At 62.9% G+C, this 12,089-nt stretch carries 13 protein-coding genes; 12 read left to right on the top strand and 1 reads right to left on the bottom strand.

Annotated elements, in window-relative coordinates; all coding sequences use genetic code 11:
* The first annotated feature begins 230 nt into the window (after positions 1–230).
* The 12 genes from KHO23_RS17395 to KHO23_RS17340 all read left to right on the top strand — a co-directional run bounded on the left by KHO23_RS17395 (position 231) and on the right by KHO23_RS17340 (position 10,995).
* Positions 231–425: a Flp family type IVb pilin gene (locus tag KHO23_RS17395; RefSeq protein ID WP_211612466.1), complete on the top strand. Its 195-nt coding sequence runs from the start codon at positions 231–233 to the stop codon at positions 423–425.
* 91 nt (positions 426–516) lie between these two features.
* A complete protein-coding gene (locus tag KHO23_RS17390; protein WP_211612465.1) occupies positions 517–1,080 on the top strand; it encodes an A24 family peptidase in 564 nt (187 codons plus the stop codon).
* 15 nt (positions 1,081–1,095) lie between these two features.
* Entirely contained in the window at positions 1,096–2,097 is a 1,002-nt protein-coding gene (cpaB, locus tag KHO23_RS17385; RefSeq protein ID WP_211612464.1) for a Flp pilus assembly protein CpaB, read from the top strand.
* A gap of 8 nt (positions 2,098–2,105) precedes the next feature.
* Complete coding sequence (locus tag KHO23_RS17380; protein ID WP_211612463.1) at positions 2,106–3,512, top strand: type II and III secretion system protein family protein; 1,407 nt, start codon at positions 2,106–2,108, stop codon at positions 3,510–3,512.
* A 19-nt stretch (positions 3,513–3,531) separates the two neighbouring features.
* Positions 3,532–3,951 carry a CpaD family pilus assembly lipoprotein gene (locus KHO23_RS17375; protein WP_211612462.1) on the top strand — a complete coding sequence of 140 codons (420 nt, stop codon included), beginning with the start codon at positions 3,532–3,534 and terminating at the stop codon, positions 3,949–3,951.
* Between the two features lie 14 nt (positions 3,952–3,965).
* Positions 3,966–5,189 (top strand): AAA family ATPase, encoded by a 1,224-nt coding sequence (locus KHO23_RS17370; protein ID WP_211612461.1) that lies wholly within the window; start codon positions 3,966–3,968, stop codon positions 5,187–5,189.
* Positions 5,189–6,637, top strand: a complete 1,449-nt coding sequence (locus KHO23_RS17365) for a CpaF family protein (RefSeq protein WP_211612460.1) — start codon at positions 5,189–5,191, stop codon at positions 6,635–6,637. The genes KHO23_RS17370 and KHO23_RS17365 overlap by 1 nt, the downstream gene beginning before the upstream one ends.
* Positions 6,634–7,617, top strand: coding sequence for a type II secretion system F family protein (locus tag KHO23_RS17360; protein WP_211612459.1), 984 nt, complete (start codon positions 6,634–6,636; stop codon positions 7,615–7,617). Before KHO23_RS17365 ends, KHO23_RS17360 begins: the two co-directional genes overlap by 4 nt.
* Positions 7,617–8,561 (top strand): type II secretion system F family protein, encoded by a 945-nt coding sequence (locus tag KHO23_RS17355; RefSeq protein ID WP_211612458.1) that lies wholly within the window; start codon positions 7,617–7,619, stop codon positions 8,559–8,561. The genes KHO23_RS17360 and KHO23_RS17355 overlap by 1 nt, the downstream gene beginning before the upstream one ends.
* 22 nt (positions 8,562–8,583) lie before the next feature.
* Positions 8,584–9,456 carry a tetratricopeptide repeat protein gene (locus KHO23_RS17350; RefSeq protein WP_236066892.1) on the top strand — a complete coding sequence of 291 codons (873 nt, stop codon included), beginning with the start codon at positions 8,584–8,586 and terminating at the stop codon, positions 9,454–9,456.
* Positions 9,453–9,890, top strand: coding sequence for a TadE/TadG family type IV pilus assembly protein (locus KHO23_RS17345; RefSeq protein WP_211612457.1), 438 nt, complete (start codon positions 9,453–9,455; stop codon positions 9,888–9,890). The genes KHO23_RS17350 and KHO23_RS17345 overlap by 4 nt, the downstream gene beginning before the upstream one ends.
* A gap of 49 nt (positions 9,891–9,939) precedes the next feature.
* Complete coding sequence (locus tag KHO23_RS17340; RefSeq protein WP_211612456.1) at positions 9,940–10,995, top strand: pilus assembly protein TadG-related protein; 1,056 nt, start codon at positions 9,940–9,942, stop codon at positions 10,993–10,995.
* 592 nt (positions 10,996–11,587) lie between these two features.
* On the opposite strand, the gene KHO23_RS17335 is transcribed toward KHO23_RS17340, so the two are convergent.
* On the bottom strand, positions 11,588–12,089 hold a 502-nt coding region (locus tag KHO23_RS17335; protein ID WP_211612455.1), incomplete at its 5' end, for a DUF2182 domain-containing protein.

The raw sequence follows: 12,089 nt of genomic DNA, 5'->3' as shown, positions 1-12,089 counted from the left end.
GGCCGAGTGAATGCGTAAATTGAACCCGATTCAGGCACCTTCTCAGCGGATCGTTCCGTTGCAGCCAGCAATAAGATGCTCTTCATGGATACCGGCCTCGTGCCTTCATCTCACGTGTCGGGGTCAAGTTTCCTGGCCACCTGCCGATAGTAATCCTGAGGAATGACCTATTCCTCTTTTGTAGCTAAACGGCAAAGCGGTCATAACCGCCATACTTTCAGGAGTCTTTCATGCTGCGTTTCATTCGATCCCTGTCGCGCGACGAGCGTGGCGTCAGTGCGCTGGAATATGCGGTTCTCGCCGGCATCGTCGTGACTGCGGTGGTCGCAGCCGGCGCCGTGCTAAGCAGTACCACCGGTGGCCTCCCAGAACTGTTTACGACTCTGATGACCACGATCAAAAACCAGATTTCCCCGGCGGCATGATTGGTTAATCCTCGCGGCCGTCCAGTGCAAAACGCGTACACGCGAGTTGGGCGGCTGTATCTTTCGGCGCATTCGGCAACCGGTGACACACATGGACGTAATCAAAGCAGCGGCTTGCATGATGCTGACGATGCTCGCCCTTCTTGATCTGCATACCCGGCGTTTGCCGAATGCCGCCGTCGCCGTCTTTGCCGCACTTTACTTCGTCGACGCGGCCCTGACCCAATGCACCGGCGCCTCGTTGGCAGCGCATGTGGTCGCGGGTGCTTTGTCGCTGGCACTGGCTGGATTGATTTTCCGGTTCGGCTGGCTCGGCGGCGGTGACGTCAAGCTTGCAGCCGCCGTCTTTCTTTGGGCGGGTCCGCAATCCTGGACGGTTTTCGTCATTGTGTCCCTCTGCGGATTGTTCGTCACGCTTACGGTACTTACGGCGGCTGCCATGAAGCGCATCCCTGTGTTGGCAGCGGTGGTAGGACGCCTCGACTGGATTGCGCTATCGCGCGGCGTGCCGTATGGCGTCGCACTCGCGCTTGGGGGCATCATCGCGGTCCTACTGCAGCCGACCTTCGGCAATCACACGGCCTTTGGCCTGCGTGGACCTGCTGTGAGCCATCACGCTGAATTCGCGCTTCCTGCTCTTGCGCGTCTTGTCTGAAGAAAACGCGCCGCCATGCAAAACATCATTAAGCTTGCTGCGCTCGTCGTCATCGCCATGATTGGCGCATTCGTCATCCGTGCGCTCTTTCTTGCCTCGTCCGGCCCGTCGTCGGCGGCGCCTCCGCCAACGGTGCGCGTGCGTGCCGCGGCCGACGACCTCCCGGACGGGCTTCTCTTGCGTGATTCGGACCTCGTCTGGAAAACGATGCCGCGCAGCCAGGCTCTGGCGGGCATGCTCCTGGAGGGTTCGGGGGAAGCCGGCACCGAGCAGGATCTGAAAGGCGATCTCCTGCGCCATGCCGTGCGCGCGGGCACACCGCTCGGCACGGCTGACGTGATCCTGCCGAGCGCACCCGGGTTTCTAGCCGCCGCGCTCAAACCCGGCATGCGCGCAATCTCGGTCGCCGTCGACGATGTATCCGGCAACGCAGGACTGATCCAGCCGGGCGACTATGTCGACGTGCTGCTGACGCAGCAGATTCGCGCTGACGGCGGCGTCAACGTCGCGCCGGCTCGCGCCGTCGAGTCCGAGACGGTGGCCGAGCGTGTGCGCGTGCTGGCCGTTGGCTCGGCGTTCCGGCGTCCTAAGGAAGATGCGGCTGCTCCGAGCCTGAATGTGCGCACCGCGACATTCGAAGTCACACCGACGAGCGCCCAGGCCATCACGGTCGCCGCGCATCTCGGCACGCTGTCGCTCGCGCTGCGCAGTTTTGCCACACGCGACAGGCACGCCTCAGACCTCGAGGACGTGACGCATGCACCGACGCCGCCGGTGTGGGCTGGCGACGTCTCGCGCGGGCTGCGCGAGTTGGCCTCCGACGCCCCGCGCAAAACTTCCGCGCCTCCTCCGCACGTGACCATTTACCGCGGCGCCAACGTCGAGCAGGCAGGCAACCCGTCGGCGGGCCCGACATCCACAGATACGCCGGGCTTGCCACCGCTGCCCCCCGGCACGCCGCATGCAGCACGGACATCCGCTGCAGAGGCAACCGGCACAACAGCCGCAGGATCCTAGGACCCATCATGTCCAGCCTCACACGCGCTCTACGCTTTTCACGCCGCGCCGGCAGCTTCGCAAGTCACCGCTGTGCCGTTTATTCCTTTGTCGCGACACTGCTTTGCCTCGCCGTGCTTGCCGGCCCGGGTGCCGGCTTCGCGTGGGCGGGGCCGGCTGCCGAGGTGCTCTCGGTCCCAGCCGGCAGCGGCACGATGATCACACTGCCGACCCCGGCCGTCGCCGTCTTCGTCGCGGACCCCGAGGTAGCCGACGTGCAGGTGCCGTCGCCGCGCTCTGTCTACGTGCTCGGCAAGAAAGCGGGTACAACCACGCTTTTTGCGCTGGGCGCCAACAACAAGGAAATTCTGCGCAAGACGGTCAGCGTCGCGGCCGATACCGCTTCGATTCAGCGCCTCCTGGACAACAGCTTCCCCCGGTTCGGCATCAGGGCCACGAGCGCACCCGGGTCGTTGACGGTGAGCGGTGCGGTGCCGAGCGCAGCCGATGCCGATGCCGTCGTGCAAGCGATGCAGCCGTATCTGCACGGCAAGGAGCAGTTGGTGAACAGGCTAACGATCGCTCATCCGATCCAGGTCCTGCTCCGCGTACGCATCACCGAAGTCGACCGCAACGTCACTCAACAGCTCGGCATCAACTGGAATGCGCTCGGCGCTTCCGGCAACTTCAAGGGCGGGCTTGCCTACGGCAGCACAGCGACGCCGACGGCGGGCGCCTTCTCGATCATCGGTCAGTTTGTGACAGGCGCGAGCTCGATCGAAGCCGTTCTCAACGCACTCGACGAAGAGGGGTTGATGACCATGCTCGCGGAGCCGAACCTGACCGCGATGTCGGGGCAATCGGCCAGCTTTCTCGCAGGCGGCGAACTACCCATCCCGGTCCCTCAAAGCGGTACAACAAGCACCATCACGATCGAATACAAGCCTTACGGCGTTTCACTGAACTTCACCCCGACCGTGCTGGCCGACAATCGTATCAGCCTTACTGTGCGGCCTGAAGTCAGTGAGATCGACCCGAGCAACAGCATTACGCTGAACTCGATCGTGGTTCCCGCACTGACAGTGCGACGGATGGAGACCACCGTCGAACTTTCTAGCGGGCAGAGCTTCGCTATCGGCGGGCTGCTGCAAAGCTCGACGAGCGACGTACTTTCCGCGCTACCCGGACTCAGCCGCCTACCGGTGCTCGGCAAGCTTTTTTCGTCAAAGAACTACCAGAGCAAGAAAACCGAGCTCGTGGCGATCGTCACGCCGTATATCGTCGCGCCCACCGGCCCCGGACAACTGCACGGCGCGCTCGATGACGTCATGCGCCCGAGCAGCGATATCGAATTTGCCGTCCAGCATTCGCTCGGTGTCGATTCACTTTCCGGCAATTCGCCGCGCCTCGTCGGCGCAGCGGGCTTCGTCTATTGACTATCGGAAGGGGAACACAATGAATGCACGGTTCGCCTCGATTGCAGCAGTGCTCGCCAGCGCGGCATGTGTCGGTCTCACGTCGTGCATGTCGGCTACGCCGCTGGGCATGCCGGATCCGTCCGTCATCGGCTTCGCGCCCGGCGAAGGCGGGCACGCGATCCCGCCTCGGTGCGAGGCGCTCGATCAGCAATCCAAAATGGTAGACGCCGGCTCGGCGCGGCCCGGCGTCGCGTTCGGCTGCGCCACTTACTCGAATCTCGCCGCGATGCTCGCGCGGCCCGCCGATCTCGTGGCGCCGGTGCCCTACGCGGGGGCCGACGCACCGCTCGCAGCGAGTGCCGTGCGGCGCTACGAGGAAGGACGCGCGGCACCATTGAAATCGGAATCTGCCACGTCGCCGTCCTCATCGTCGACGACGTCGACCGGTTCCCAATAGCGGAGATGATACAAATGGGCGCCTTAGAACCGAACGCTCTTAAACGCGGCCGCCGCCCATCCGGCGCCGAGAAACTCGTTGCGGTGGTTTCCGATGCCGCAAGCGAGGCGGTCATCAACAGCTTTGTTGTCGACCTGGGTATCGCAAGCTCGCATGTCGCTTGCGGCGCCCTCGACGATGCCGTCGCAATCATGTCCGCGCTGAAGGAATCGCCGCGTTACCTGATCGTCGATGTGTCGGACTCGAGCATGCCGATCTCCGACCTCCAGCGGCTTTCGGAGACCGTCGATCCTTCCGTTTGCGTCGTCGTCATCGGCGAGCGGAACGACGTTGGACTCTTTCGTAGCCTGTTGCATCTCGGCGTGCAGGACTATCTCGTCAAACCGTTGACCGTCGAACTCTTGCGACGCGCGATCGCTTCAACCGACCCAAATGTCTCGTCGCGCATGGGCAAGGTTCTCAGTTTCGTGGGCACGCGCGGGGGCGTCGGTGTCACAACGATAGCGACGGCGCTCGCGCGCCACCTGGCCGACAAGACACGGCGACGCATCGCCTATGTCGACCTCGATCCCTACGGCGGAACGGCTGCGTCGATGCTCGGCATCGCCAGCAACAACGGGTTGATGGAAATGCTGCGAAACCCGCATCGGCTCGATCAACAACTCATCAATCAAGCCCTCGTGGCCCAGAGCGACCGTTTGTTCGTACTCGCGTCCGAGTTCCCGCTCAACGACGACTTTGCTTTACGCCCCGGTGCGCTGACGGAACTCGTCGCTCTGCTAAAGCGCAACTACCACTACATCTTGCTCGACTTGCCCGAGCGGGCAGGCGGCCTCGTCGACGAAGCATTTAACGCGAGCGCAATGATCCATGTGGTGGCGGACCACTCAGTGCAATCGACGCGCGAAGCCGCCCGCCTATGCCGTTTCGCGGAAGGCCGCGATTCGGAACCCTCGGTCCAGGTGCTGCTCAACGAATCGCGGCAGTCCGTAACTGGCCGCGTCAATTCGGCCGATTTCGTCACCGCGCTCGCGCGAGGATCGATCTGTTCACTCCCTTATGAGCCACAGATGCTCGCGCTCGCTGAGAACCTGGGAGAACCGCTCGCAGAAGCGCAACGTTCGCCGTTTGCAGCGGAGATCGTCACGCTTGCCAACGCAATCACGGGCGGCGAGGTGGCCGTAACGGCGCGTCAACCATGGTATAGACGCCTGCTGCCGAACCGGGGGGCTCGCTGATGTTTGGCCGCCGGAGCCCCCATGGGATCGACGCGTTCGCAAACGGTTCGGACGAGTTGCAACCCTTGCAAACTGCAACCGGCCCGGAAACTGCCGGGTCGAACCCCGAACCCGGCAGGGGGGCGGAGGCTGCGCCGCCGAGCTTGCCCGCAACGACAGCCCTATCGACCGCGGATCGCCATGACGCACCGATCCGCTCGGATACGTTCAAGACGATTCGCTCCGCCGTCTTCTCCTCGATGAACATGTCGGCCGCGCTGATGATGTCACGCAGTGACGTGCGTGCGGGCATCGAGCAGATCGCGGCCGAAACGATCGTCCGCGACCGTCTGACGCTGACGCTGGCCGAGCAAACGTTCATCGTCGACGAGATCCTCAACGATATGTTCGGCATCGGTCCGATCGAGCCGCTGCTGGCCGACGAACGCGTTACCGACATTCTGGTGAACGGGCCGGACCAGGTCTACGTCGAGCGCGGGGGACGCCTCGAGCTCACCGCGCTCAAGTTCCGGGACAACGCACATGTCATCAACGTCGCACAGCGTATCGCGACGGCGGTTGGGCGGCGGGTCGATGAAAGCAGTCCGATGGTCGATGCGCGGCTTGCCGATGGCAGCCGTGTGAACGTCGTACTGCCGCCGATTGCCCTGCACGGCGCCTCCATTTCGATTCGCAAGTTTTCCAAGCGCAACATCACGCTCGGACGCATGTCGCAACAGGGCAACATCTCCGCCGCCATGGTCGATGTGTTGCGCATCGCTACCGCATGCCGGCTCAATATCGTCATCTCAGGCGGCACGGGCTCCGGCAAGACGACGCTGCTCAACGCACTGTCGCGCTTCATTGACGAAGGCGAGCGCATCGTGACGATCGAAGACGCGGCCGAGCTTCAGCTTCAGCAGCCGCACGTCGTCAGCCTCGAGACGCGGCCGGAGAACAGCGAGGGGCTCGGTGGCGTCTCGCAGCGCGACCTTGTACGAAATGCGCTGCGGATGCGCCCCGACCGCATCATCCTGGGTGAAACGCGTGGCACGGAAGCCTTCGATGTCCTTCAGGCGATGAACACGGGGCATGACGGGTCAATGACGACAGTCCACGCCAATACCCCGCGGGATGCGATCACCCGGCTCGAGAGCATGGTGATGATGGCAAATGGCAATCTGCCGCTGATGTCGATTCGCCGGCAGATCACAAGCGCGGTTCACCTGATCCTGCAAATCGAGCGCATGCGCGATGGCGTGCGGCGCGTGACGCACGTGACTGAGATCGCGGGCATGGAAGGCGATGTCGTCATCACGCAGGATCTCTTCACATTCCGCTACAGCGCGAGCGCTTACGAAGCACAGGTTCGCGGGGTATTCGAAGGATCGTCGCTGCGACCTGTCTTCGCGCAGCGTGCCGCCTACTATGGGCTTGAAGAAGCTCTGCTCAAGGCGATCCAGTCGTGAATGCCGCGAACGTCGTCGCTGCCGGTGCTTTCTTCGCCATCCTCATCGCGGGCTTCATCGTGCGTGCAGTTCGCGAGATCGCGAGACAGCGCCCGAGCGCGCGCATCAGGTCGCGCGTCGCCACGCTGCGCGATGAGCGTCGGCCGATTAAGCCCGAGCGCGACAACAGCGAGCAGCAACTTCTGCATCCGAAGCGCCGCATGGGCGATCAGGCGGCCCTGCTCGCCGTGTTCGCGGCATGGCAGGAGCGCGTGCGCGCGGTCAGCGGTTCCGGCGGCATGCGTGCAATCTCCGTTGTCGCCGCGGCCGCCTTTATCGCTTCACTGATCGGCACGTCGTTCGCTTCGATGACTCCGCTCGTGCGGTTGCTGATTTCCGTCGGCATCGCGGGTATAGCCGTCCGCGCAGCCTACCGCTGGTTAGTCGCACGCTTTCGGCGGCGCTTTCTCGCTGGCTTTCCCGATACGCTCGACCTTGTCATTCGCGCCGTACGGGCGGGGATTCCCGTCGTGCAGGCGATCAGCACCGCGGGCGTCGAGAGCGAGGAGCCGGTTCGCGCAACGTTTCGCACGATGGGCGACGCCTTACTTGTCGGCGCGGAACTGAAAGACGTGCTTCAACAGGCGGCAGCGCGTCTGCAGATTTCCGATTTTTCGTTTTTCTCGGTCTGCCTGATCTTGCAGCGTGAAACGGGGGGCAATCTCGGCGACACACTTGAGAACCTTTCGGCAATCGTGCGTTCACGGCGCGACATTCGCGCAAAAAGCAAAGCGCTCACAGCGGAAGGCCGGCTCGCCAGCAAGATGATTGCGGCGGTCCCGTTCACGCTCATGGCTTTTCTTTATATTGTGAACCGACCTTATCTCGAGACCCTCACGCACACCCACGCCGGACACAAGATACTCACGCTCGCGGCCGTGCTGTTGACCATCGGGCTCTGGATGATCAATAAAATCTCGAACCTCGATACGTCGCGATAATGAATGCCGATCTTTTGCGCAATGCCGCGCTACTCGTCCTGCTAGTCATGCTCACGCTTTGGCTCGTCTTGCGCAGCACGAGCAAGCGCGCGCGTATCGCCCAACGCGCGCGGCAAAGCGTGGCGCGCGTGGCGACCGAAAACACGCCGGCTGCCATCGCTGCAAAGAGCATGCCGCGCAACCTCGCCAAACGTGTGGCCACGCTTGGTGAACGGATACCCGTTGTGCAAGCCGAAGAGCGCGCCAAGCTTGCAACCCACCTCGCGAGTGCGGGCTTTCGCGACCGGCGCGCGGTTGCCGTGTTGTCAGGATCCAAGATCGTTGTCGGCGTCTGTCTGGCGCTCGGCGCGATTGGACTTGGTGGGCATTTGCCCGCAGTCGGCCAGTTCTTTGTGTTTCGTGTCTTGCTGATGGCCGGGGCCTTCGTTGTCGGCATGATGCTGCCCGAGTATGTGCTCGGCTTCATGATCCGGCGACGCCGCAAGGCGATCGCAGTCGCGTTGCCCGATGCGCTCGATCTGCTCGTCATTTGCACGAATGCGGGCAACAGTCTCGTCGTTGCGCTCAAGCGCGTCTCGAACGAGTTGCGCATGATTTGTCCTGAGCTCGCCGACGAACTTGCCGTCACGACGGACGAACTCAGCATCGGCAGCGACAGCGCGCACGCGCTCCACGCGTTGGCCGCCCGCACCGGCATGTCGTCGATGCGGGCGCTCGTCACCACGCTCGTCCAGTCTCAGAAGTACGGCACGCCGATCACTCAGTCGTTGCGCATGCTCTCGCGCACCGAGCGCACCATGCAGATGGTCGCGCTCGAAGAGAAGGCCGCGAAGCTCGCACCGAAAATGACGATCCCGATGATGCTGTTTATCATGCCGACCGTCGGGCTCATCGCGGCGGGCCCTGCGGTGATTCGGCTCGTTGTCCTGTTTCGTCATCACTAATGCTCCCGCCCCCGGAGGTGGAATGATCATGCGCCATCCCTTGTCACTGCCTGGAGCGCTGCGAGCACTCTGCGCGCCATTTGCCGTCGTGGTGCTTGCGACTGGCTGCGCAAGCAACCACTTTGTCACGGCGCAGCCCGTCGCGATCCCGCATGCAACGAACGCGCGGACCGACGAGCATATCGCCCAGAGCGCCCTCGAGGGCGGCGACGCGCAGCTCGCTGTGTCCCTCTTCGAAAAGATGCTGCAGGCCGATCCGCACTCGCTCACGGCCCAGCTCGGGCTTGGCGATGCGATGTATCAGATCGGCGATCTCGCTCGTGCCGGTGTGCTTTATGCAGGTGTTTTGGCGGTCGCTCCCGAGGATCCGCGTGCTCATCTGGGGCTTGCACGGGTGGCACTGCGCGAGCGCCGGCTCGATGAGGCCGTGTCGCGTTACCGCGAACTCGTGGCAGCCAACCCCGACAATGCGATGGCCGCTGAAGGCCTGGGCGCCGCGCTCGATCTGCAGGGCAAGCATGCTCAAGCGCAGGAGGTCTATCGCTCGACCTTGCGGCGCCATCCCGAGATAGAGGGACTCAAGGCGGATCTCGGCCTCTCGCTGATTCTGTCCGGCAACCCGCGTGCCGGCGCGAACGTGCTACTCGATATCGCGAGTCTTCCCGATGCGCCACTGCAGGCTCGCGAGAATCTCGCGCTAGCCTACGGACTGCTCGGTAATAACGAGGCAGCGAGACGCATCCTGAGCCCTGCCATGCCGAGCGGCTCCGTGGAGGATAACCTGCGTTTCTACGGTGAGTTGCGCGAGCGGTATAGGGCGCAAGCGGATGACGGCGCGAGGCTGGCGCAAGCAGTGCCCGCTGTTGGCGTGACGTCGCCCGGAGCGCCGAAATGAGAGGCCGACCGCGCGCCGCCGCAAACGAGCGTGGCATCGCCGCGCTCGAGTTCGTGCTGATGCTGCCGTTCGTGCTGATGGTGATGTTCGGCATCGTCGATGTCAGTCTGCTGCTTTGCGACAAGGCCGTCATCACGAATGCCGCCGGCGAGGCCGCGCGCCAGGGCGTCGTGCTAAGCGTGCCCCGCGCCAGTGGGAGCTCGATCCAGGCCGTTGCCGTTTCGTATGCCCAGAACAGCCTGATCACTGGCGGTACGGCGACGACGCCGAGCGTCGATGTCGTTCCGTCTGGAGGCTGCCCATCAACCGGCACCGGCAACACGCTTCAGGTTACGGTCACCTACACCTATCGGGGACTCGTTCTCGGTTCAGCACTGAGCGCGCTGGCAGGGCCGGTCACGATTACAGCCGCCGCGGTGAAGTATTGTGAATAAGAATGCCGATCAGCATGATGCATCCTTCGTGAGCGCCCGCGCGTATCGAATGACTCGCCGTGGTCGGCTCGCGAACCCCGTGCCCGATCACCAGCGCGGATCGATCACATTGTGGTTTCTTTTCACACTGACGTTTTTGCTGATGTTCGGTGCTTTTGCTGTCGACATGCCACGCGTCTTTAGTGCCCACGACGAATTGCAGAATGCAGCGGATGCGGCGGCTTTGGCCGGAGCCTCGGCGCTGTCGACGGGCACGAGCGTTCCGAACTGGTCGGCCGCCGCCGCTGCGGCGGCGGCGGCCGTTACGCTAAATACTTCGGATGGCAAGCAGCTTTCCACTGGCACGGTCATGACAGGGTACTGGAATCTGGCCGCATCACCAGCCTCGATTCTGGCCCCGAGCTCGGTCACGCTGCCGGCGCCTGCCGGGCAACTGCCGGAGCCCGCTGTGCAGGTCACGATCAAGCGCGACGCCAGTGACAATGGCGGCCTCGTGACGCTTCTGCTCGGCGCGCTGGTTGGAACACCGGCCACGGCGGAGAGCGCGACGGCTGTCGCGGTGATCACACCGCCTGCCTCCGTTCCGGCCGGCGGCCTCTTTCCTGTCGTCATGGATCAGTGCGTATTCGACCAATACTGGAACTCGAATACCAACCAGCCAGAAATCGATCCGTCCACGAACCAGGCCTACGAATTCGAAATCGGAAATGGCCAGCAATATGGCTCCTCTTGCGAGGCCGGTGACTGGACATCATTTACGACCGTCTCGAACAACGTTCCTACCATCCGCAATCTGATTGCGAACGGGAATCCGACGGCGCTGTCGATCGGCGACAACATTTACATCGAGCCTGGGGTCAAGACAACGATTTACTCGAGCGTACCGACGGGCGTCACCGTCGTCATGCCGGTCGCCGCCCAGGTCTCGAGCAAAAGCTATGTACCGATCGTCGCGTTCGCGGCCTTTCATATCGACGGATCGTACGGCGGCAGCAGCAAGTACATCCAGGGCCATTTTGTCGGCGGCTATACGATGCCGACACAAGGATCGGGAGTGGGCACGAGCAGTTATGGTAGCTATAGCGCGCCGCGTCTCGCATTCTGAGCAACACCGAAGCAGGCACGGGCGAGTGCCGTGCACTTCTGGCAACCCACTTGCGGCGCACGCAACGCTTGACCTGGATTAACGGGCAGAAGCCAGAATGAGCGCCGCAGCGTGAGCCGCGCACGCAATGTGGATGACAATGCCGGTGATTTGCAATCCGCCGGCTGGGGCCTCAGGTATGAGACGGATGCCGGGCTCCATCCGGGAGTTTATGGACCAATGGTTTCTATGGTCGAGCACTCGCCGAACCACCCTGATGGGCGAACGTCCGGTGCACCCCAGACAGCTGCCGTTTGCGAAAGTGAATCATAGCGCCGTGACGTTGCGCCTTGTGCTGTTCAGGTTTTCATTGAACGAGAGTTTTCAGCTTCAAGCTTCGTCGAACCGGCGCCACACAATTCTTCGGACGTCCCAAGACTGGGCTCTTGCAGGGACGCGTAACGCCGACTGGGAGAGGTCCGATTTACGTACAGCGCCGAAGCCACGCCAGGTCGTCTGGGTATTTGATGAGGCCCTGTGTTACGGACGCACCTCTATTAACAGATCCAGCTGTTCGGTCATTTGAATGACCGTGTGAGAAGAGAAAAGCCGATCACACCAGCAGGGTGACGCCCGCCCAGGCGATCAGCACGACGCCCAGCACGCGGCCGACACGCTCACCGCCGGGCAGGATTTTTTCCACGAAAACGATTAGCGACAGCGCGGCGATCCAGACGAGATTCATGATGCCGCCGACGAACAACAACGCCATCAGCAGCCAGCAGCAGCCCACGCAGTAAATGCCATGGCGCATCCCGAGCAGGAAGCTGCCTGCGACGCCAGGACGCCAGTGCGCGGTGAGGAAACTCACTGGTGAACGGCACTGCGTCAGGCAGGCGCGCTTGAGCGGCGAGAACTGATAGACGCCCGCCGCGGCCAGAACGATCGCGGAAAGGGGCGCGCTCTTTGACCACAACATCATTTCCGAAATGATCCCGGTCGGTTGCAGCACCTTCTGCAGCGATGCCGCGCAGATCGAGAATGCCAGCCATGCGCTCAGGTAACCGGCCAGGAGAAACAACGACGGGATGGCCGACCTGGCCTCGATCGCGGTG

Source organism: Paraburkholderia haematera (genome assembly GCF_905220975.1).
Taxonomy (GTDB): Bacteria; Pseudomonadota; Gammaproteobacteria; order Burkholderiales; family Burkholderiaceae; genus Paraburkholderia; species Paraburkholderia haematera.
This window is presented reverse-complemented; position numbering and strand designations above follow the sequence as displayed.